The 21,288-nt window shown below is 59.9% G+C and carries 16 protein-coding genes and 1 pseudogene; 10 read left to right on the forward strand and 7 right to left on the reverse strand.

What is annotated here, in order from left to right; genetic code table 11:
- Window positions 1–13: 13 nt before the first annotated feature.
- Complete coding sequence (locus OHD62_RS26765) at window positions 14–1,369, reverse strand: hypothetical protein (protein WP_263789068.1); 1,356 nt, start codon at window positions 1,367–1,369, stop codon at window positions 14–16.
- 261 nt (window positions 1,370–1,630) lie between these two features.
- On the opposite strand from OHD62_RS26765, the gene wecB reads away from it, so the two are divergent.
- The 3 genes from wecB to OHD62_RS26780 are packed head-to-tail and all read left to right on the forward strand — an operon-like array spanning window position 1,631 to window position 4,915.
- A complete protein-coding gene (gene wecB / locus OHD62_RS26770; protein WP_263789069.1) occupies window positions 1,631–2,785 on the forward strand; it encodes a non-hydrolyzing UDP-N-acetylglucosamine 2-epimerase in 1,155 nt (384 codons plus the stop codon).
- Entirely contained in the window at window positions 2,778–4,115 is a 1,338-nt protein-coding gene (gene wecC, locus OHD62_RS26775; protein WP_263789070.1) for a UDP-N-acetyl-D-mannosamine dehydrogenase, read from the forward strand. Before wecB ends, wecC begins: the two co-directional genes overlap by 8 nt.
- Complete coding sequence (locus OHD62_RS26780) at window positions 4,112–4,915, forward strand: WecB/TagA/CpsF family glycosyltransferase (protein WP_263789071.1); 804 nt, start codon at window positions 4,112–4,114, stop codon at window positions 4,913–4,915. Before wecC ends, OHD62_RS26780 begins: the two co-directional genes overlap by 4 nt.
- 102 nt (window positions 4,916–5,017) lie before the next feature.
- Here the strand turns inward: OHD62_RS26780 and OHD62_RS26785 are convergent, their stop codons facing one another.
- Entirely contained in the window at window positions 5,018–6,457 is a 1,440-nt protein-coding gene (locus OHD62_RS26785) for a lipopolysaccharide biosynthesis protein (protein ID WP_263789072.1), read from the reverse strand.
- Window positions 6,458–6,645: 188 nt separating this feature from the next.
- Here OHD62_RS26785 and OHD62_RS26790 point away from each other — a divergent pair, with 188 nt between their 5' ends.
- Entirely contained in the window at window positions 6,646–7,767 is a 1,122-nt protein-coding gene (locus OHD62_RS26790) for a glycosyltransferase family 4 protein (RefSeq protein ID WP_263789073.1), read from the forward strand.
- A 16-nt stretch (window positions 7,768–7,783) separates the two neighbouring features.
- Here OHD62_RS26790 and asnB read toward each other — a convergent pair whose 3' ends face one another.
- Both asnB and OHD62_RS26800 read right to left on the reverse strand, forming a co-directional pair.
- A complete protein-coding gene (gene asnB / locus OHD62_RS26795) occupies window positions 7,784–9,673 on the reverse strand; it encodes an asparagine synthase (glutamine-hydrolyzing) (protein WP_263789074.1) in 1,890 nt (629 codons plus the stop codon).
- 130 nt (window positions 9,674–9,803) lie between these two features.
- Window positions 9,804–11,045 (reverse strand): glycoside hydrolase family 5 protein, encoded by a 1,242-nt coding sequence (locus OHD62_RS26800; protein ID WP_263789076.1) that lies wholly within the window; start codon window positions 11,043–11,045, stop codon window positions 9,804–9,806.
- Window positions 11,046–11,161: 116 nt separating this feature from the next.
- Between OHD62_RS26800 and OHD62_RS26805 the strand changes: the two genes are divergently transcribed.
- The 3 genes from OHD62_RS26805 to OHD62_RS26815 all read left to right on the forward strand — a co-directional run bounded on the left by OHD62_RS26805 (window position 11,162) and on the right by OHD62_RS26815 (window position 15,463).
- Window positions 11,162–13,072: a heparinase II/III-family protein gene (locus OHD62_RS26805; protein WP_263789077.1), complete on the forward strand. Its 1,911-nt coding sequence runs from the start codon at window positions 11,162–11,164 to the stop codon at window positions 13,070–13,072.
- Window positions 13,073–13,313: 241 nt separating this feature from the next.
- Complete coding sequence (locus OHD62_RS26810; protein ID WP_263790168.1) at window positions 13,314–14,309, forward strand: sterol desaturase family protein; 996 nt, start codon at window positions 13,314–13,316, stop codon at window positions 14,307–14,309.
- Window positions 14,306–15,463 carry a GNAT family N-acetyltransferase gene (locus tag OHD62_RS26815; RefSeq protein WP_263789078.1) on the forward strand — a complete coding sequence of 386 codons (1,158 nt, stop codon included), beginning with the start codon at window positions 14,306–14,308 and terminating at the stop codon, window positions 15,461–15,463. Before OHD62_RS26810 ends, OHD62_RS26815 begins: the two co-directional genes overlap by 4 nt.
- 65 nt (window positions 15,464–15,528) lie before the next feature.
- Here OHD62_RS26815 and OHD62_RS26820 read toward each other — a convergent pair whose 3' ends face one another.
- Window positions 15,529–16,395 carry an NmrA family NAD(P)-binding protein gene (locus tag OHD62_RS26820; RefSeq protein WP_263790170.1) on the reverse strand — a complete coding sequence of 289 codons (867 nt, stop codon included), beginning with the start codon at window positions 16,393–16,395 and terminating at the stop codon, window positions 15,529–15,531.
- Between the two features lie 193 nt (window positions 16,396–16,588).
- Here OHD62_RS26820 and OHD62_RS26825 point away from each other — a divergent pair, with 193 nt between their 5' ends.
- Entirely contained in the window at window positions 16,589–17,491 is a 903-nt protein-coding gene (locus tag OHD62_RS26825) for a LysR family transcriptional regulator (RefSeq protein WP_263789079.1), read from the forward strand.
- Window positions 17,492–17,562: 71 nt separating this feature from the next.
- On the opposite strand, the pseudogene OHD62_RS26830 reads toward OHD62_RS26825, so the two are convergent.
- Together OHD62_RS26830 and OHD62_RS26835 are read right to left on the reverse strand one after the other, a co-directional pair.
- Window positions 17,563–17,730: pseudogene (locus OHD62_RS26830) on the reverse strand (JAB domain-containing protein); the annotation flags it as partial.
- Between the two features lie 680 nt (window positions 17,731–18,410).
- Entirely contained in the window at window positions 18,411–18,755 is a 345-nt protein-coding gene (locus tag OHD62_RS26835) for a hypothetical protein (RefSeq protein WP_263789080.1), read from the reverse strand.
- Between the two features lie 240 nt (window positions 18,756–18,995).
- Here OHD62_RS26835 and OHD62_RS26840 point away from each other — a divergent pair, with 240 nt between their 5' ends.
- On the forward strand, window positions 18,996–20,177 hold the full coding sequence (locus tag OHD62_RS26840) for an acyltransferase family protein (protein WP_263789081.1): 1,182 nt from the start codon (window positions 18,996–18,998) through the stop codon (window positions 20,175–20,177).
- A gap of 225 nt (window positions 20,178–20,402) precedes the next feature.
- Entirely contained in the window at window positions 20,403–20,615 is a 213-nt protein-coding gene (locus OHD62_RS26845) for a transposase (RefSeq protein WP_263789083.1), read from the forward strand.
- The last annotated feature ends 673 nt before the right edge of the window (window positions 20,616–21,288 follow it).

Here is a 21,288-nt window from a genome sequence, read left to right on the forward strand (position 1 = left end):
TCTCGAGAAACAGTCAGCCGGCGCTGTCGACAACTTCGACCTTGCCAGCGCGATTGAGCGTGTGGATGCCCGTGCGGGCCCATGCCGTCCCCGGCCCGATCGGGCGGGGCGGGGCAAAACGGACATCGAAATCGTCAAGCCGATCCAGTCGCATCAATCCCAGGCCGCCGCCATAGGCTCTCGACCCGTTCTGCACTGGCAGCACCAGAGCGTCGCCCTGGCGGATAAAGGCGCCGCCGGGTCGAGTGGCCGAGTGATCGACAGCGATGGGATTGAGCGCATGGGCTGTCCATGGCCCGCGCAGCGAGGGCGCGGAATAAACGGCCATCGTATCCGACGCGCTGCCGTGACCGAACCGCTCCGTCCCCAGCAGCCAGAAGCGCCCATCGGATTCGAGCAGCGTGGCGTCGTTGAAATCCTTGTCCGCCAGCAGCACCGTGTCGCGTACCCAGCGATCTGGAAATTGCGCGGCACGGTAGAGCACAAGTTCGCGCGCCGCACTGCATTCAGGGATCATGAAAATTTCGCCAGCGTGAGCGAATACCTGCGGATATGACAGATGGTGCGCTTGTTCCAACACTATCCTCGGCACACCGAAAGTGCCGTCGTCACCAAGTTCGGCGACGGAAATCACGCCGCGACTCGTGGCGTAAGGAAATTCCTCGACAAACAGGTAATGGCGGCCGTCGCGTTCGAAGACGAACGGGTCGGCGTAGAAGCGCTGGCCGTCATCGGCAAGCACGGCGAAAGGCGTGCCGTCGAGTTGCCCGGTTTCCGCCACGCCTGGCCCGTCGATCAGCCGGTAGGCAACCTGCCAATAGAAGGGGCGCCGTCCAAGCCGGAGTTTTTGCGTGGCGCGGTCGACCAGCCCTTTGCAGAAAAAGGGCAAATAGTTTCGGAAAAAACCGCGGCTCTTCAGGATCGGCGCCGGGCTGTCGCCAATAGGCACAAGTTCGCTCGCGGAAAAGCGGGCGACGCTTTGAGCAACCAGTGAGATGGCTCCGGCGAGCAGGTCGTTGCAGCTGCGAGACAGCCAGAGCCGATCGCTGAGCATGGGCCGTCCCTTGGCGACGGCAACGCCATCGAGGCGAACGGCAAGTTCGGGCGACCGGTCGCCGGCCAGCATCTCGGCCAGACCGGCGGGAAAGGTGCTGTGGCCGCAAAATTCGAGCGTCAGGACCGGCGTGCCTCGTCCCGCGGCAGTGGCAGTAAGATCGACTATGAGGTCGACGGGTCCTGGATCGCCAGATGGCAACGGCTCGGAGCGACTTGCCAATGAGGGACCGAAGCGTCGGCCCTCGATATCAAGCACATTGTCCAGCCCGCGCGCGGTGGGCGCGGGCGCCTGCGCGTGGCCACTCGAAACCATGTGACCAGCCGCGCTCAATCGCATCAGAAGTTCATTTTCCCAGCGCCGAGATCCGTCGGCGTGGCCGATGATTAAAATATTACTCAATCGAATATGTTCTTTTTCAAGACTACCCTCGTAGACTACCTATCAGCCTAGACTTTCAAAAGGCTTATCACGGGAGAATAAGAGGGTCGTGGCTGTTAATCATATATTAAGATTTGTGACCACGGCGCCGCTTTATGCCGCTATTATGGGTCCTGCGGCCGACCGAGATCAGCAATGAACGTCCTTTCACATCCAAAATTGCCGTCCAGGCAAAAACTGCTGATCGTGTTCGGCACGAGGCCAGAGGCGCTCAAGTGCTTTCCGGTGGTGCGTGCCGCGCTTGCTCATCCGGGTTTTGTCACCGAGACATGCATCACCGCTCAGCACCGCGAGATGGTCGACCAGGTCATCGAACTGACGGGCCTGCCGGTGCATCACGACCTCAACATCATGCAGCCTGGCCAGACGCTGTTCGACGTGACTTCGCGCGTGCTCCTGGGCATGGCCGAAGTGCTGGAGAAGGCGAAGCCCGATATCGTCCTCGTACAGGGCGACACGACGACAGCGATGGCTGCCGCGCTGGCTGCCTTCTACAAGCGCATTCCGGTCGCCCACGTCGAGGCGGGATTGCGCAGCCATGACATCAATTCTCCCTTTCCAGAGGAACTGAACCGCAAGATCGCCGGCAACATCGCCACCTGGCATTTCGCACCGACCGTTCAGGCGCGCGACAACCTCATCGCCGAAGGAAAGGCTGAAAACACCATTTTCGTGACCGGCAACACGGTGATCGATACGCTGTTGCATTTTTCCGGTGCGATCGACGCTGACAGGCTGATGAGCGCGAAGCTCGCCGCCCGGTTTCCCTTCCTCGATCCCGCCAAGAGAATGATCCTAGTCACCGGTCATCGCCGTGAAAATTTCGACGGCGGCATCCACCGCATCTGTGCGGCGCTGAAGGGATTGGCGGTGCGCGGGGACGTGCAGATCGTCTACCCGGTTCATCCCAACCCCAATGTGCGCTCGGTGGTCAACACGGAATTGCAAGGCGTGCCGAACATCCATCTCGTCGACCCGCAGGACTATCTGCCGTTCCTGTATCTGCAGAAGCAGAGCTACCTCGTACTGACCGATAGCGGCGGCGTGCAGGAAGAAGCGCCTTCGCTCGGCAAACCGGTGCTGGTGATGCGCGAGAACACCGAACGACCCGAGGGGATTACGGCGGGCACCGCGCGTCTCGTCGGCACCGATATCGAAAAAATCCTGTCCAATGCCAATAGTCTGCTTGATGACCAGGCGGCCTATCGCGGCATGGCGGAACGACACAACCCATATGGCGATGGCCGGGCCAGTAACCGGATCGTTGAGGAACTGCTGCATCATGGCTGACATCAAGACCGTTTCCGTTATTGGTATGGGCTATATCGGCCTGCCGACCTGTGCCATTTTTGCCAGTCGCGGGCTCGATGTGATCGGCGTCGATGTCAACGAGGCGGTGGTCGAGAAGGTCAACCGCGGTGAAATCCATATCGTCGAGCCGGACCTTGATGGTTTGATCCAGAAGGTCGTCGCCAACGGCAAGCTCAGGGCATTCAACAGGCCGCAGCCGGCGGATGCCTATATCATCGCCGTGCCGACGCCGATGACCGAAGACCACAAGCCGGATGTGAGCTACGTGCTTGCGGCGGCGCGAAGCATTGCCCCGGTGCTGAAGCGGGGAGACCTTGTGGTGCTGGAATCGACATCGCCGGTCGGCACGACGCGCATCATGACCGGGCTACTTGCCGAGTTGCGGCCCGATCTCAAGTTTCCGATCGCGCACGGCGAGGAGGCCGATGTCCTGGTCGCCTATTCGCCCGAGCGCGTGTTGCCGGGAAAAGTGCTGACCGAGCTGATCAACAACGATCGTTCGATCGGTGGACTGTCCCGCAGATCGTCGGAACGGACCGCGGCACTTTATTCAACCTTCGTTGCTGGTGACCTGTTCATGACCCAGGCCGAAAGCGCGGAGCTTGTGAAGCTGACCGAGAACGCATTCCGTGACGTCAATATCGCCTTCGCCAATGAGCTTGCGGCGGTGTGCCAGGATCTGTCGCTCAACGTCTGGGAGGTGATCGATCTCGCGAACCGGCATCCCCGCGTCAACATCCTCCAGCCGAGCCCGGGCGTTGGCGGTCACTGTATCGCGGTCGATCCGTATTTTATCATCGACGCCGCGCCCAACAGCACGCGGCTGATAGCTTCGGCACGCCGGATCAATTCCGAGCGCCCCATGTCGGTGGTCAGGGACATCCAAGCCTTGCTCGACCCTTCCCGCAAGCAAACGATCGCTTGTCTGGGGCTGAGCTTCAAACCCAACATCGATGATATGCGCGAGAGCCCGGCTGTCGAAGTGGTGAAGCTTCTGTCCGATATCCCCAATCTGAAGATCATCGCGGCTGAACCCAATGCCCATGCGCTGCCGCATGAGTTGGAAGGCAGGGGCATCGTCTTTACCGACGCACTTTCCGCCATCGACAAATGCGATATCGTCGTCCTTCTGGTCGATCATCGGCAGTTCAATTTTGTCGATCCCGAAGCGCTCAAGGACAAGAAGCTCGTCGACACAAGAGGTCTGTGGACTTGGCGCAAGGCACGCAAGCCTGATGCCCGCATCGAGGGGAAAAAAGCACAGCTTGAACGCCAGGCACTCCCAGCAAACAGGGATGAGGCAGCATGAACGCGCATGACTCCGCATGGGCACGGCATTCCCTGTTGGCGTCACGGCGCCGGGAGTTCCTTGGAGCGCCGCTCCATGCTCTGACCATGGCCGAGACGCTGGCAATTGCGGATGAGGCGATGACCCTGCGGCGGCCGCTGCATCATGTGGTCGTGAATGTCGCCAAGCTTGTGAACATGCGCAAGAATGCCGAATTGCAGGAAGATGTTGCGACGGCGGACGTCATCAACGTAGACGGCATCGGAGTGCTTTGGGGCGCGCGTCTTTGCGGCGTCGAGTTTCCGGAGCGGGTGGCCGGCGTCGACATCATGATCAATCTGCTGGGCCTATGCGCTAAGCGTGGCTTCAGACCTTACCTCCTGGGCGCCGAACAGCACGTTCTCGATGCCGTTACAAAGCGACTTGCCAAGGATCATCCAAGCCTGGTCGTCGCCGGCATGCGCAATGGCTATTTCAAGCCTGAAGACGAGGCCGCAATCGTCGAGGCGATCAACGCCTCCGACGCCGATTGCCTGCTGGTGGCCATGCCGACGCCGCGTAAGGAGCGCTTTCTCAAGCGCTATCGCGACGAACTCGCCCCGAGCTTCGTCATGGGCGTGGGCGGCAGTTTCGATGTCTATGGCGGCAAGGTTGCCCGGGCGCCGAAACTGATCCAGGCGGCCGGTCTGGAGTGGCTGTTTCGTGTTGCACAGGAGCCGCGCCGCCTGTGGCGCCGCTATTACGATACCAACACTGCCTATGCAGGGCTGCTATTGCGGGAATTTTGGAACCGTCAGCGGCGTCGAAACGTCAATCTATAAGTTCCGGTTGTCTGCCTCGGGCTACGGAATCGGCCTCGAAGCCGGAACCGCTTGGCGCTCGAACAAACTTGGCGATCGAACAAATACGTGCGCCATCGCGCCCTATGCTGTGCGTAGCCGCGCTCGGAGCTTGCCGACGAACTGCATCGTGGCCGTGGGGTGGAACAGCCACGTCAGCCCAAAGAAAACCACCGCGCCAGCGACGCCGCCCACGACAAGAGAGAAGACGGCCGGCACATCGCCGAGCAAAGCGCTGGCCAGTCTGGCGGCCAGACCGGTGGTAAACGAGATGACGACCGAAACGCCGATGTCGCGCCACGGCACCGGCACCGGCGTGAGCCGCTCACTGATCACGACGCAGGCTACGAAGCCTACCAGCGATCCGCCCGCCAGCGCCAAGGCCGCGCCGACCTCTGCCATCGGAGGGATCAACAGCACGGACAATGCGATTGTCGCTACCGAGCCGAACGAAGTGGCGATGATCAGCAGCCACGGCCGTTTGTGCGCGTGCACCACGGTGCCATAGACGAAGCTCGTGAGGTTGCCACACAGCACGCTGAAGGCAATGATCGGAAAGAGCAGGCCAACGCGGCCGTGGTACGCAGAGGGCAGCAGGAGTTGCGTGATGTCGCTGCTAAGTGCGACCAGCATCGCTGCAACCGGCAGGCAAAGGCGGATCATCAAAGCCATCAATTGCGACAACAGGCGGCCCGATGCCGCGGATCCCTCCTCGTCGAACCGGCTGACGACCTCGGGGAAGGCGCCCATGTTGATGGCATTGGCGACCATATCGATCGGCTGGCGGGCCAGCGCATAGGCTGCGGCGAAGATCGCCACGGCGCCGGCATCGTAATAGACCTTGAGGAACAGGCGCTCCGCGCTGTTGAGGCCGAAGCCCACCAGCGCCATGATGATCAGGGGCACGCCGAGGGCGAAGAACTCCCTCTGGGTGAAACGTGGCGGACCGGCAACGACGCGCCGGGACGCCATGATGCCCGCCATGATACCGGCGATCAGAACGCCGAGGCTCGTGCCAAGCGAAACCGTCAGAAAGGAATCCTGGAACAGGACGATGGCGCCGATCGGCAGCGCGAGTTGCAGCACCGCGCGCAGGAATTCCAGCATCGAATAGACCGAATGACGCTGCTGCATCTGCAGCACCGTCAACGCGAAGCGCCCGACGGCACCGGCGATCAGATAGCTGCCGACGGCGATCGAGAACTCGACCCAGCGCTCCGGCACGATCAATGCCGAGGCGACCACGGATACAATCAGCGCCAGCGCCGTGGAGGCAAGCAGCACCCGTCCGGCCAGAATCAGGCTGCCGCGGCTGACATCGCCCTTGCCGCCAAGCCTGAGCAAGGCGATGCGCAGCCAGTTGGTGACGGCAATGTCGGTCATTTCGCCGACGGTCACCACCAGGGTCAGCAGGCCGTACTCGGTCTGGTCGATCAGACGCGTCACGATGACCAGCAAGAGCAGCGCGGAGATACGCGTCAGCAAGATCGCCGGAGCATAGATGAGCGTGGAGCGGAGCAGCAAAGGGATGTCCCTTGAAAATCACCTTCGATTAACTGTCGACCGGCGGAAAAGCCAGCACGATGACGGCGGAGGGTGAACAGATTCAGTTTGAGCCAAGAGATTTCAGTTTGAGCCAAGAGATTTGTCGTAAACCTTATAGGGAAACTTAGCTTTCCAGTTACGCGGCATGTGCTATCCGAAATGCCGTCATGCTGCAGCGTCTCATTCAAGATCGAAAAGTACATGTTCTGGTCGCGACGCCCTCGGGCGTTTCGGGGCAGGGAGGCATCGACCGCATCATGGCCACGCTCGACCACGGGCTCAAACGGCATGGGAGCGCCGATATCGACGCCCGTTTCCTTCCCAGTCGCGGTTCGGGCCCAGTCGCATTGTCGGCCTTCTATATGACCGGCTTTTGCTTTCGGATGCTGGCAGCACGAATCGCCGGGCATGCCGATGTCGTCCACATCAATTTGTCGGGCTTTGGCAGCACCTATCGCAAACTGGTGATTGCGAAGTGCGCGCGACTGCTCGGCATCCCCTATGTCCTGCATCTGCATGGAGCAGAGTATCAGACGTTCTGGCATGAGAATCACAGCTTTCTGAGCCACCGCATCCGGCAGATGTTCGAGCATGCCAGCCGCGTCGTGGTTCTAGGCAGTATCTGGCGCGACTTCATCGCAAACCGGGCGCCAGGCGCCGCCGACAACATCGTGATCGTGCCCAATGCCACTGAAGTCCCATCCCTGGCGCATATCGGCGGCGGAGACAGCGTTCATATCCTGTTCCTGGGCCGTATCGGCGAGCGCAAGGGCGTGCCGCAATTGTGCGATGCGCTGCACCGCATGAAGGCCATCAAGGGTTGGCGCGCCACAATTGCCGGCGATGGCGATGTGGAGGCGGCACGAACGAAATCGGCCGAACTGGGCCTTGCCGAGCGCGTGGCCTTTCCAGGCTGGGTCGGGCCTGACGAGGTCGCATCGCTAATCGCTTCGGCCGATATTCTGGTGCTTCCCTCCTTTGCCGAAAACCTGCCGGTCTCGGTCATCGAAGGGATGGCCGCCGGTCTCGCGGTGGTGACGACGCCTGTCGGTGCCGTGGAAGACATCGTTACCAACGAGCAATCCGGTCTGCTGGTGCCACCCGGCGACGTTGCGGCATTGACCGAGGCGCTAACACGGCTGGTCGAGGATGAGGCGTTGCGCGAGCGCCTGGGCGCGGCCGCCAAGGCCGTGCATCGGGAACGGCTTGATATCGCACCATTTGTCGGCGCGATCTGCGATGTCTGGAGATCGGCCGCGTCAAAGGCCACCCAATCGGTCAAGCGCTGACGCTGACCCAATGGCGTCACTGCGGCGCTCCAAGCTGGAATTCGCGGTGGAATATCTCCAAGTTCAACAGCGCCCATATCAGCTTTTCGTGGTCCGCGACGCCCTTGACGTGTTCCGAGACGATCCGATCAAGCTCCTTGGCGCTCAAATAGCCACGGATGACGGAATGAGGGGAGCAGAGATGATCGTGCACGTAGTTCCTCATCGACCCGCGAAACCATTCGGCGACCGGCACCTTGAAGCCGATTTTGCGGCGATGGAGAATTCCCTCGGGAAGCATGTCGGCCATGCTGTCGCGCAAGATCTGCTTGCTGTGCCGCCGGCCAAGTCTGTAGCGATCGGGCAATGAGCTGGCAAAGGCAACCAGATCGCGGTCGAGGAACGGCATTCTTCCTTCGATTGAACCGGCCATCATCATCCGGTCGCCTCGTTCCAGGAGATTGTCGGGCAACCACGACGTCTGATCGAAAAACAGCACGCGGCGAAGATGGGAAGCCTTCGCGCTCGAGGAAAACGGGAAGTCGTTGCGTTCCTTGCCGCAATCGGCGGACGCGCCAATAAGGCGATCGTGTTCGCGCGATGTCAAAGCTCCAAACCAGGAGATCATCCGGGCGGCAAAGTCCCTTTCGCCCGCGCTTCGCGCAAATGTATCGAACTTGGCCGATGCGCCAGGCATGGCGCGTATCAAGGGGGCGAGAAGATTGTCATGGAGGAGCGCCGGAACAAGCGACCGATAGAGTCCAGCCAGCGACTCCGCGCGATGTTTGGGATAGCCGCCCAGAATCTCGTCTGCTCCTTCCCCAGTGAGCACCATCTTGACGTCCTGCGAGGCCCGCCCCGACATCAGGTAAATTGGAATGTCCGAACTTTGTGAAACAGGCGCCCCCAGATGGCGACTCAACTTGGGCAGGTGGTCAATCAGGTCGTCCGCTTGAATGACCAACTCGCAATGATCAGTCTTGAAATGATCGGCGACGCGTCGGGCGAATGGGAGCTCACTGTAAGTCGGTTCGCTGAAACCGACCGAGAATGTACGAATAGGCTTGTCGCTGTGCTTGGTCATCAGGGCGACGATTGCCGAGGAGTCGAGCCCTCCGGAGAGAAAGGCACCAAAGGGTGCATCGCTGCGCATTCTGATCTTGACGGAACGGTCGAGCAGCTCCAGAAATTTTCGCCTGGCGGTTGTTCGGTCGATGTGCTCGGTCCGGTCCATCTGGTCCGGCGGCGTATAGTAGCGCGTCTCCGTGACCGTCCCTTGCGACCAGACAGCGTAGCTTCCGGGATTGAGTTTGCGGATTTGTTTGAAAAGCGTGCGCGGTCCGGGCACGTAACGCCACTTCAGATATTCGTGCACAGCGCCCAGATCGAGTTGCCGTGCATCCGGCTGCGACGACAATAACGCATTGATCTCAGAAGCAAACGACAGCAATTTCTCGCTTTGCATGAGGTAAAGCGGCTTTTTGCCGAAGGGATCCCGGCCGAGGATCAATTCCTGGCTTTGAGCATCCCAGATCGCAAAAGCAAACATGCCGCTCAATCGATCAAACATGGACAGGCGCCACTGATCATAGGCTCTGAGCAGCACCTCGGTATCGGAGCGCGTTCGAAAACGATGACCGAAGCCGATCAGCTCCTGACGCAGCTCGATGTAGTTGTATATTTCGCCGTTAAAGATGATCCTGAGGCGACCGTCCTCGATCTGCATGGGCTGATTTGAATCGGTGTTCAGGTCAATAATCGCCAGGCGGCGATGCACCAATGCCAGTTGATCCTCGCCGGTGTTCAAGTCCAGGATCTCGGTGCCTTCAGCATCGGGACCGCGATGCCGCAATGCATTTGACATTCTGGCAGCGCGGTCTTGCGGATTCTTGACTCTCCGCCCGATCCAGCCGGCAATTCCACACATCGTCTCCCCCCCGGATACTCGTATTCACGAAGCTACTAACACCGAATGTATTAAACACTTGGTGGCTGACGGCCGCATCGTTAGGAAACCGCCGGAGGGATTGAAGCCAAGCTTGACCCGCGAAGCGATGTTACGGCAGGCCCAGCGCTTGCAGCATCTCCGGGTCCGGGACCGCCGGCCCATCGGGCAGGATGAGGGTCATTCCATAGGGATTGGAGAATTCCCAGACAGACCACGGGATCGCGAAGCGTTCGGCCTCCCGGCGCACCGCTGAGAGATAGCGCAGACGGTCGGCATCGGGTGCGCCCATGCGACCGTCCGCGGACATGAGGATGACGCCGAATTCACCCATGAAGAGCCGCCGGCCCGGAATGCCATGTCCCTCAGCCCAATCGAGTGCCTGGCGGAAGCTCGCTTCGAGCTGGCCCTGGCCCCAGTCCTGCGCGAAATATCGGTTGATCGCTTGTTGGGCCGTGGCCATGTTCATCACCTGCTCGACTGTGCTCAAGCCGGCAGCCTCCATGCGGATTTTGAGCATTTCTCTCACCACTTCGGGCGTACTGCTGCTGGCTGGCCAAGGAAGGCCCGAGGCAAAGGCGTTCGCCTCGTCGGGCCGCTGGTGCGTGAAACTGTGCGGCTCGTACATATGGAAGCTGTAGTAGAGGTTCGGATCGTCAAAGCTGGGGGTGAGGTTGGCCAATCCGGCAATGCTGCCGCCACAGGCTCCGGTTGCAACGATGGTGAGCTCGCTGCTGACCGCGCGAATGTCGTGAACCGTGCCTGCCATGATCCGCTGCCAGTCATCGCTTCCACTCGAATCGCAAGGGTAGTAAGCCGGCTCGTTATAAGGTTCGAGGGCTACCTTGTCGGTGCCGATCTTGACCAGCATAGTGGCGACCGCCACGACCATGTCACGATAGTGGGCGACACCCTCGCTGTCGGCGCCGCCATAGATCATCTCCATGCTATAGGCCGGAACCTGAGTGACGCCATGCAGGTCGAAGACCACTTTGAGACCGGCCGATGTCACCCGTTCGACCGCGGCGGCAAGTATGTCCAGCGCCTGCTGTCGTTTGGCGCCCTCGCTGGCAAGAAGAGGACCGGGGTCGACGCTCAGCCGGATGAAGTCGAAGCCCATCGATCGAATGCGCGCAAATTCGTCGCCGCCCGGCCAATCGGTCAGCGGCCTATGTCCCGCAAGCCATTCCTGCTCACTGCGGTAGGGCGGCCAGCTGTAGGATCCATCTTTCCCTACTGGCGACCAGTTGAGCCATTCATGCACGCCAACGCCGCGCTCGAGGTGAATCGGCGCAGCCCCGGCCGCTGTCGCAATGGCGAGCAGCCAGACCAGAACGCACACCACTCTTTTCATCGCCACTCTCCGCATCATGGGTCGAGATATTAACCGCAGGTGTGGAAAAGAGGATTGCCGCGGCGCGGCTTTTCGGCAGCATGGTATACAAGGATAGAAACCTTGGCGGAACGCGTATGAGGATCGGCTGGTACATCAACCGATTGCGCAGCATGGGGCCGGCCGAGGTGTTGCACAGGCTGGACGAGCAGCGCCGAAGGATCGTTTCGCGACGCCGTGACGACGGCTGGGAGCGCTATCCTTCGCCTCAGTTGCACCCTGTACTGCGTGGATTGCGCGATGCTGCGCTGACCGCAACACCGGTGCTACGGCAAGCCATAGCGGCGGCCGCGCAAAATACGCTTTGCGGTCAGTTTTCCGCGCTCGGGCAGACATGGCCACGGCGCAACCGCGATCAGCTTTTTGCGCCAGAGCTTTGGCGTTTCGATCCGGTGACCGGCGAGCTTTGGCCAGGCCCCGAGAGCCATACTTTCGATATCGATTTTCGCCATCGCGGTGACCGCGGCGACGTAAAATATGTTTGGGAGATCAACCGGCTGCAGCAATTGCCGCCGCTGGCCGCCCACCTGCTTCTCGCCGGCGACGATCAGGCTGGGGCGGCCATCGAGGCGGCGATCGACAGTTGGCATTCCGCCAACCCGCCATTCCGGGGAATTGGCTGGGCCTCCGGCATCGAAGTGGCGTTGCGAGCCATCAGCCTGATCGTCACTCTGGACCTCGTCGGCGACCGGCTTGGCGCGGCGACACGGCAGCGCGTCGGTGAAATATTGGCGGCGAGCGCCTACTGGCTGCCGCGGTTTCCCTCCCGGTTTTCCTCCGCCAACAACCATCTCGTCGCGGAACTGGCTGGCCAGTATCTGATCAGCCTGGTGTTCGGGACCGAATCCGCCGCTGCCCGCAACGCTCTGCTGGCCGAGGTGCACAAGCAAATTCTTGCCGATGGCGCCGGTGCCGAGCAGACCCCGACTTACGCAGCCTTCACCGCCGAACTCATCTTGCTTTGCGCCGCCGCGGCGCGACAGGCCGGGAAGCCATTTCCGCCGGCTGCGGAAGCGCGTCTGGCGGCATTCGCCGATTTCGTGGGTTGGCTGCCCCGGAAAGCCATCGGCTTTGGCGACGATGATGAAGGCCGCGTCCTGACATTGGGAGACGAGCCGGGCTATGTCCGATCTATCGCTGCCGCCATCCATGGCTTGCTGGGGATGCCGGGCAATGTGCCGGAGACGGATGATTTTCGCTCGCTTTTCTTTGGGGCGCCGTTGGGGCCGGCGCCGGCGGCGTATGGGTTGCAAACATTCACGCAAGGCGGGCTCTCCGTCTGGCGCGGAGAGATGAATGGCCGCAGCGTCGAGCTGACATTTGACCACGGCCCGCTTGGCTATCTCTCGATAGCGGCTCACGGCCATGCCGATGCACTGTCGCTCACACTGTGTATCGATGGCGAGCCGGTGCTGGTTGATCCCGGCACTTGGCTCTACGGTTCGGGCGGGGGCTGGCGCGATTGGTTCCGTTCCACGCCGGCGCACAACACGCTGAATATCGAGGGCAAGAGCCAAAGCATCATGACCGGGGCGTTCAACTGGTCGCACAAGGCGGTCGCGGCATTGGCGCAGAGCGAGCGGGGACAGCACTGGAAGCTGCGTGCCCGGCATGACGGATACAAAGGCCGCTTCGGCGTTGTGCATCAGCGCACCGTTGCGCAGCAGGCAGACGGCATCCTGGTCACCGACCAGCTGCTTGGCGGCCGGCGGATGGCCGAAATCGTCTTCCAGCTCGCCGCCGGCCTCCGCGCTAGCCGGGACGGAACCACAGTCATGGTGTTGCGCGGCGATGAGCCGCTGTTGGCGGTCCGCTTTCCGGACGCGGCGGTCGACATCCGCGCCGGCGGCGACACACCGGGGCAGGGCGGCTGGGTTTCGCCGCGTTTCGGCGCCAGGCAGCCGGCCGAACGCCTCGCCTGGCATGGCCAAGTGGGAGAAGACGGCATCCAGATACACCTCGCCGCAATCGCCCCTTCGCAACGGTAGACCGGTGTCGCACGCAGGGCCGGCTGTCGGATGTCCGGCCGCATTCGATATTAATTACGTTGGGACATTTAGCGGTTTCGTTAGGGTTGATCTGCTAGTCTGGCGCAAATAATCCGGCATGCTTTGCCCGTTGCATGCGCAGAAGCCACCTGGTTGCAGGCAACATGCAGTGAGTTTGGCACTTTTCTTGCTTCACAGTTCGCCGGATCGCCATCTCACGGACCCAAGGGCCACCGCACCGATGTTTTCTGAATTCGCCAGAGTGATTGTCGAAAAGCTCTCCAGCATGAATCTGCTGACTCTCGGCCTGCTTTTCCTCACCGCACTGGGGAGCGCGGTGATCGCTTATTGGCGAACCGTCGAACATAAATCCTTCAGGGACTTTTTCGATTTCGCTTTCCCGGCGGAGGTCATCCTGCACCCGTCGGCGCGAGCGGATGTTCTATTTTGGGTCACGAAACGGGCGATCATGCCTTTTCTGCTCATTCCCGCCGGCGTCACTTTCGTTACCGCGGTAGGCTATGCGACACATGAGGCAATCGGCTGGCTCTTTGGCATCCAGGCGCCGCTCATCGCCGGCCCAGCCGGACCGGTGACGATCATCATCTTCACCGCCACCATGCTGATAGCCTATGATATTTCATACTATCTCTACCATGTCGCCCAGCACCGCTTCCCGTTCCTGTGGGAATTGCACAAGGTGCATCATTCGGCCGAGGTGATGGTGGGGATCACCAAGGATCGGGTTCATCCGCTGGACGATCTGATGAACCGAATGTGGGACGGCGTCATCCCGGGGATTTGCTTTGGCATCTGGAGCCTGATTGCGCTCGATCCCGTAGAGATCGCTATCTTCGGCATCAATGTCTACGTCATCCGCAACATCCTGATGATGGACTTCGTTCGCCATACGCATCTCAAGATTTCCTTCGGCCCGCTGAACAACGTCATCTTGTGTCCGCATTGGCACCAGGTGCATCACAGCATCGATCCTCGCCACTATGACAAGAATTTTGGCCTGCTTTTTTCGTTCTGGGATCGTCTCTTTGGAACGCAGTTTGTGCCGGATCCGGATGAAGATTTGAGATTTGGCCTGATAGATCGCGATGTGCGCGATTACCAATCGCTCTTTGGGCTCTACATCCTGCCGCTGAAGAAGATGGGGAGGCACGTCATCCGGCTGTTCCAGAGGCGGCCTAATGTAGTCGCACAGCCACAGGACAGTTCACCGTCATGAACAGCTTTGTTTCGATCGACGCCGTGGGTACGGAGCGCCTGGAAATTATCCGCTCGGCGGATCGTCTGGCTGCGATCGAAGCCGAGTGGATGCATCTTTGGCATCGCACCGACGGTCTGATCTTTCAGAGCCATGCCTGGGTTTCGGCATGGTGGAGCACGGTAGCGGACCGTGACCAGCGTGCACTGCGCATCGGCCTGGTCTGGAATGGTGACAGGCTCGTTGCCGTTATGCCTCTGGCGATCGGCAAGCGCAGGGGCCTGCGGTTTCTTGAATGGGCGGCCAGCAGCTATACCGATTATGGGGATATGCTTGTTGCTCCGGAATGCTCATTGTCGGCCCTGCAGGATCTGTGGGCCCAGCTCTGTGACGCCGGTGGTTTCGATCTTGCCTTTCTCAATCGTCTTTTGCCGGATGCGGCGGCCCGCAAGATCTTTGCTGTGGGCGCTTCCAGCGGGATCAGGCTTCGTCCCAATCATAGGGAGGAAGTCAGTTATCGTGTCGCCGGACACTGGAAGAGTGGAGCGGCATGGTTGGAGGACCAGTCTAAAAAGACACGCCAGAACTATCGGCGCGGCATCAAGGCATTGGAAGACATCAAGGCATTGGAAGAAACCGGGGAAGTGAAATTTCGCCTGCTTGCGCCCGATGAGCCGCTGCAGCCGATATTGGACCGGCTCTCGGTTCTGAAGCGCAGATGGCTGACGGAGCATTCGCGTGAATCCCAACTTTTCGAGGAGGGAACGCCGGTGCTCGCCGCACTGGTTGACGTGCTGGCGCGTGCCGGCGTGCTGCGCATTTTCGTACTTGAGTGCAATGGCGTGATGATCGCGGTCTCCATCAACTTCATCCAGCGCCAGGTCATGATGGCCTTCGTGACCACCTACGATCCGGATTACAGCCGAGCGTCGCCGGGCATAATCCTGATCATGGACTACATACGGTGGTCGATCGATCATGGCTTGGGCATGGTCGATTTCCTCTGTGGCGCGGAGTCTTTCAAGAACAAGTTCGCAACGCAGGCCGTTACCCTGCAATCCGTTCTTGGGCCGCGTACGGCGCAAGGCACGCTCGCTTCCGTTGCTGATGGCATCCGCCAGAGGATCAGGCATGCACGCCAGCGCAGACTGGCGCCGTCACAGGATGTGGCTTGATCGGCGCGCCACGGCGCCGAGAGCACCCCGAGACCTGGCGCAAGCAGTCACGATGAACGGCGTCGTCAGGCTGGTGCTCTGACGAGTTGGGCAATGACTCTTTCGAGTGCCGTATTGCCCTTCATCGCCGACTGGCCGTGCGAGCTGAATTCGATCCATCCCTCGTTGAAGCCGTCGAGCATCCGCATCCGGGGCAATGGATTTCGCATTCCCTGAGTGCGGAAAATCTGCTCCCAGCTCTCGCGCGGCACCATCTCGACGCGGACAGGTCGCTTCAGCTCGGTGGCGAAGACGCGGGCGAGATCGTTCGGTGATATGCGCTCGGGCCCCTCCAGCTCGACGACCCGGATCCCGCTCCAGTCCTCGCGAAGAAGTGTGGCGGCCTGGCGCCCGACATCCTGCGTCGCGACCATCGGGAACGGTTTGTCTGCCGGCTGCAGGAAGCTGCGCAGCACGCCTTCGTCGCGCGCCGAGGCAAGGTCCCAGAGCGCATTCTCCATGAACCAGCCGGGCCTCAGGAAGGTGACCGGAAGCCCGATCTCTCCCAGCGACTGTTCCATCAGCGTGCGCTGGGTCAGCAGGTTCTCGTGCGGCGCATCCGCGCCGATGGTCGACAAGCAGACCGCCTTGCCGGGGGGCGCCTCGTTCAAAGCCGCCGCCACGGCCGCGATGACGCGCCTGGCCTCGGGAAAGCCGGGCTCCGGATCGAACTCGGAGGGCGGCAGGATGAAAACGCCCGTGGCACCCCTGAAGGCTGAAGTCAGGCTTGCCGCGTCCTCCATCTCGGCCAGGGCAATTTCGCAGCCGCGGGTTCTCCACTCCGCTGCCTTTGCCTCGTCGCGCAGAACGGCGCGAACGGGCAGTCCTTCGGCAAGGAGGCTGCGCGCAAGCGCGCCGCCGACCTGGCCGGTGATTCCGCTGATTGCGTACATGATGGTTCTCCAGAAGGTTGATGTCGCGGGCTCAGGCGAGCCCGGCGTAGAGGCCGCTTCGGCTGTGACGCCGATGTTGTAGGCCGCACCGCTCCGTGATTCACGCGCATTTAAATCAATGCTATAGTGACTCAAACGCACTGCTCGCCTCGGGATGAGGCGCCAGTGGAGAGCGGAGGCGAATGGAAATCGGATGGCTTTCGACACGCGGCTTCTGACGGGCGTCGGCGTCCTGGCAGCGGTGACGGAGGCCGGGAATTTTGCCCGCGCCGCGGAGATGCTCGGCCTGACGCCGTCAGCGGTGAGCCGCGCCGTCGCGCGTCTGGAGGCGCGGGTCGGCGTGCGGCTCTTCGATCGTAATCCACGCGAAGTCAACCTCACCGAGGAAGGACGTCGCTTCCACACGCAGGTGATGCCGCTTCTCGCTGGCCTGGATGAGGCTGCCGCCGAGGCCGCAGGCGCGGCGGTGGTTGTGCGTGGCCGTCTGCGCGTGTCGGTGGACCCGTGGTTCGCGCGTATGGTGCTTGCGTCGAAGCTCCAGCAGTTTCTGGCCCGCTACCCTCTGCTTTCGGTCGATCTCTCCACCAGCAACTACCGTGAGGAGATGATGGCCGGCGTTGATGTGGCGGTGCGCTTCGGCCCGCCCGATGCGTCATCCCTTATCGTCCGCAAGCTGCTGGAGACCCGTGTTCTGACGGTCGCCGCTCCGGCCTATCTAGAAAAACATGGCGAGCCGCGATCGCCCGATGATCTCGTCCATCACGAAGCGCTGCTCTTTCGCGACCCGCAGACCGGCCTGCCTTTTGCCTGGGAGTTCCAGCGCGGCGGAGAGGTCAGCGAAGTCAAGGTTTCCAATCGCCTGGTCATGGATGATCCTTCAGTCGCGATGGCGGCTTGCCTGGCCGGTCAAGGCATATTCCAGAGCCTCGCCATCGGCCTGGTGCCTTTCCTGTCGCGGGGCGAGCTTGTTCAGATCCTGCCGGAATGGTCGGAAGAACTCTATCCGCTCTATGCCTATCATCCCTCGCGTCACCTCCCGCCGGCGAAGGTTCGAGCGCTTCTGGATTTCATCCAGGAGATTGCTATCCTGGCATAATTCATACTTGTTTTATGCGGTGATGGGCGCCGCGTGACAGACCTGAGTTCCGTGGGATCAGCGCCTTTGCTTCAAATCAGCAGCAGGCCCTTCATGCTGGCGTGGCCCTTCTTGCCGATGATGAGGTGATCGTGCACGGAAATGCCGAGCGGTTTGGCCGTCTCGATGATCATCTTCGTCATCTCGATGTCCGCGCGCGACGGCGTCGGGTCGCCCGAGGGGTGGTTGTGCACCAAAACACGATTGACAAAAGAATCATGGATATCAGCTACTTGTGCGCCAATAACAGAGAGCTGAGGCTGCTAACTGGGGCATGTAGCAAGTGACTACTCGTGATTTTCCACGCTTGGGCATGATCGTATTTTCTCGGTACTCTGACGTCCCGATCAAGCACGGATTCCGAACGCTCATCTTTCTCGCTAGCGCCCCTCGGAACGGCTTCCCGCCACTTCGGCGGCGGCGCCTCTTCGCGCGGCGCGGCAATGCGTGTGGACCTGCGGACAACGAGGCCGGACACGACCCGTAAATGACAACGATCCCTGCCGGGTGGCAGTGAACGGCCACGTTAACGAAGTTGCGTGGAATGTCAGAAATCCGCCAGAAGCGACCTTTATAGTTGCCCGTCCAGCCACTCCCGCAAATCGCGGTCTTGCTCACGTTCGGCAACGGGTGGCGAGGGCCGCCTCCAGACATACCAGATGGCGGCAAGCACGCCGGCAGCCCACGCGCCGGCGAACACATTCGCAATGAGGTCGATCGGAACCTCCCAAGCCAGCGAGAACATTAGCAGGGCATCAATTAGGAGGCACGACACCAATTAGGAGTAGGTGGATTTGTAGGAACGGGGGTGAGCGTCACCGCTACGCGGTACGCTATGCAGGTCGACCAATGGCTGTGTGGCGCCGGTCCAACGAACATTCTACAGTGCCAACCAGCCTTTCTTTGCGATGATGCAGCCGGCCGAAACCCCGACGCTGCCGGCTAGCGCTTTGATCACAGCGTCCTCAAGGGTAGGGTGCCGACTTGGGCTAAGCATCTGCAATGCTTCGATGCCGACCCCAGCCACGATTACCAGGCCAAGTGCCAACATCCAGTTGCGGTCGTAGGCGAGACCAAACAACAGACCAACGACAAGGAACGCGGCGACTCGTTCTGGCTCTGGGCCAAGGCCTGAATGGGGGCGCATTCCAATCGGAACAATCGTGGCGGCCAAGATAGCGATGAGCAACAGCCATGCGGTTACCTTGAAGACGGCGCGAAGCATTCTGCATCAATAGCAATGATTGGAGCGCAGCGCTACTCCACATACTAAGGCGACGAGCAATCCATCAGTTATAAAATCTCGCCTATAGAAGGTCATGCGTAGAAAAATCGCTGTATATTCAGCAGGGCACTGATCATATACGACGGTTAATCCATTTGGCTTATATCCGAATGTACTAGCGTCTGCACTGATCGTTTCACGATAATATTCCATCTTGACCTCTGACAAGGTCCAGAAACATTGGAACGAAATATCCATTACCTCATCATAGATTTCTTACGCATTTTTGCAGCGATTTTGGTGTTACTGAACCATTTCGCGACATACGCCTGGAACAGTGCGTCAGTCGCCGAGGGAAGTGATGTCGCCTTCGGTTTTCTGTCGGCGTTTGCCGGTTTGGGTGCTGTAGGGGTCGAAATTTTCTTCGTAATTTCAGGGTTTGTCATCGCCATGAGTGCCTCAGGCGAAGGGGGGGCATCGCAAGCGCTGCGTTTCGCGCGCATTCGCGCTACGCGTATATTGCCAGCCTTGTGGCTGTCCGCGCTCGTCAGCTTGGCCGCACGAGCTTTTTATGGCGAGGATTTGTCCCATCTTCTGATGGATTTTTGTAGATCTGTAATATTGTCCCCTAAGGGCCCCTATATCGACGGGGTCGTATGGTCTCTCGTCGTCGAGGCCGTATTTTATCTTTTGGTGATCGTATCAATTTTGTCGAGGTTTCGTTTATCACTCTATGATCTGGCCAAAATAATAGGATTTTCTAGCTCCGTATATCTTCTTATTGTCTCGGGGTTACATTTGCTACCGCCGTCCACGCGGTCGGAGGAAGCGATTTCAATGCTTTCACGGTTCCCCTTCAAACTGCTTCTGCTGCAGCACGGTGTTTTCTTCGCTGCAGGTATGATCTTCTCTCTTGTCAAGAACGGTGGTGATGATCATCGCAGAATGGAGCGTCATGCGTGGAAAGTAGTATTGTTATTGCTTTTCGGCTGTATGAGCACTGCGGAAATTTTCATTTCGGTTGAACGCGGTTATGCGTATAAATTCTCCGCTGTGATAGTTTGGTTGATATGTATGTGTATAATGGCAGCAGGAGTAAGACATAGCGAATTTATTAAATTCAAGCTTTCTAAGCGTCATGTGATGATAAAGTATATTGGAGGAATAAGCTATCCAATATATTTGAATCACTACTCCGTTGGTATGGTTATGGTCTGGTGGCTATTTTCCTTGGATTTTCCGACGCCCGTCGTCTTTGTGCTTTCCATGTTATTCGTTTTAGGTTTGAGCATGGCCGTTATGTGGTTGGAAAAAAGGATTCAAAACGCCATCAGGGGAGGATTTCCTAAACCCGGCGCCAAACGAGATCAAAATGGCGGTTTAGAGTCCCCGATAGGGGATCAGCAAACCCCACGCCTTTAGGCGGCTGGGATCGCGGCGCTTGCGGTGTAGAGTGGCCGGATGAAAGCGTACAAGCGTGGCGGCCACACGGTTTGGGACTGCAAGTAACACCTGGTTTGGGTGACGAAGTACCGCTACGCGGTGCTTGGCGGGGATGTTGGAGCCGATGCCGCGAGTTGCTGCGCGAGACGGCGCGGGCGCATGAGATGATGAACATCCGGGTCGATCAATCGCGACCACGTGCCTATGCTGCTGTCGATCCCGCCGCGTCTGTCTGTGTCGCGCGCCGTGCTGCATCTGAAAGGGCGCAGTTCGGACAAGCTGCTGAGTGAGTTTCGGAATGCTGCACAAGCGCTGCAGGGTCAGCACCTGTGGGCAAGGGGCTATTGGCTGGTGAGCAGTGGGAACGTGACCGATGAGATGCGGGCCGACCTACATCAGCAACCAAGTCCTGCCTGAGCCAGGCGACAATTTCAGCGTCACGTGAGCTCAGTCCGCCAAGGGCGGTCCAATGCGGCTAGCCGCAACCCGAAGCTACCGCCACTTGGCGGTCCAGCATTCACGCTAGCGCAGTAAGGCGGTTGAAGCGCCGCTCGCCCTAAGCGAGATCCATGATGCGCAAAAGCCGATGCGACCGTTGGACGGGCTTCGGTCCGTGGCATCGGCACTCCAGACATATCCTCTTCCGGGCACGTGGCGAGCGGTCTCTTCGCAATTGCGAAGTAGTCGGGGATTCATAGCTTACCGCCAATGGGGTATACCTTGCCACTGTGCCGCGGCTGAAACGGAGACAGTTTGGCTCGAAAGAGGGGCGTCAATCGACCCATTCCGGTCCTGGAACTGCGGCGAAGGTTACTCATCGAGCCGTAGTCGTTCCGAGCCGATAAACTAGCGCTCTCGTCCGTCGAACGTCGTCATGGCAAAAAGAAAATCTCGTGCCGGGCCGACTTGCTGGTCCTGTGAGGCAGCTGACAGCGATTGCGCTTGCAGCGTTGCACTTGAGTGAATCGGTGCTGCTCGACCTGGAGCCATCCGAGGTGTTATCTGCGATTGAAATCAGAGGGTTGCTTGAAGACGTGGCACGGTCCGGCCGATTGAACGACCGGCGGTTCACGCCGGCAACGTCAGCGCT

It is taken from the genome of Mesorhizobium sp. YC-39 (assembly GCF_025753795.1).
Classification (GTDB): Bacteria; Pseudomonadota; Alphaproteobacteria; order Rhizobiales; family Rhizobiaceae; genus Mesorhizobium.

Bases quoted from the DNA above. Each gene is read 5' to 3' on its own strand.
- OHD62_RS26845 (WP_263789083.1), top strand. From the start codon at position 20,403: ATGCTGCTGTCGATCCCGCCGCGTCTGTCTGTGTCGCGCGCCGTGCTG.
- OHD62_RS26815 (WP_263789078.1), top strand. From the start codon at position 14,306: ATGAACAGCTTTGTTTCGATCGACGCCGTGGGTACGGAGCGCCTGGAA.
- wecC (WP_263789070.1), top strand. From the start codon at position 2,778: ATGGCTGACATCAAGACCGTTTCCGTTATTGGTATGGGCTATATCGGC.
- OHD62_RS26790 (WP_263789073.1), top strand. From the start codon at position 6,646: ATGCTGCAGCGTCTCATTCAAGATCGAAAAGTACATGTTCTGGTCGCG.
- OHD62_RS26765 (WP_263789068.1), bottom strand. From the start codon at position 1,369: ATGGTTTCGAGTGGCCACGCGCAGGCGCCCGCGCCCACCGCGCGCGGG.
- wecB (WP_263789069.1), top strand. From the start codon at position 1,631: ATGAACGTCCTTTCACATCCAAAATTGCCGTCCAGGCAAAAACTGCTG.
- OHD62_RS26825 (WP_263789079.1), top strand. From the start codon at position 16,589: ATGGCTTTCGACACGCGGCTTCTGACGGGCGTCGGCGTCCTGGCAGCG.
- OHD62_RS26780 (WP_263789071.1), top strand. From the start codon at position 4,112: ATGAACGCGCATGACTCCGCATGGGCACGGCATTCCCTGTTGGCGTCA.
- OHD62_RS26835 (WP_263789080.1), bottom strand. From the start codon at position 18,755: ATGCTTCGCGCCGTCTTCAAGGTAACCGCATGGCTGTTGCTCATCGCT.
- OHD62_RS26810 (WP_263790168.1), top strand. From the start codon at position 13,314: ATGTTTTCTGAATTCGCCAGAGTGATTGTCGAAAAGCTCTCCAGCATG.
- OHD62_RS26805 (WP_263789077.1), top strand. From the start codon at position 11,162: ATGAGGATCGGCTGGTACATCAACCGATTGCGCAGCATGGGGCCGGCC.
- asnB (WP_263789074.1), bottom strand. From the start codon at position 9,673: ATGTGTGGAATTGCCGGCTGGATCGGGCGGAGAGTCAAGAATCCGCAA.
- OHD62_RS26800 (WP_263789076.1), bottom strand. From the start codon at position 11,045: ATGAAAAGAGTGGTGTGCGTTCTGGTCTGGCTGCTCGCCATTGCGACA.
- OHD62_RS26820 (WP_263790170.1), bottom strand. From the start codon at position 16,395: ATGTACGCAATCAGCGGAATCACCGGCCAGGTCGGCGGCGCGCTTGCG.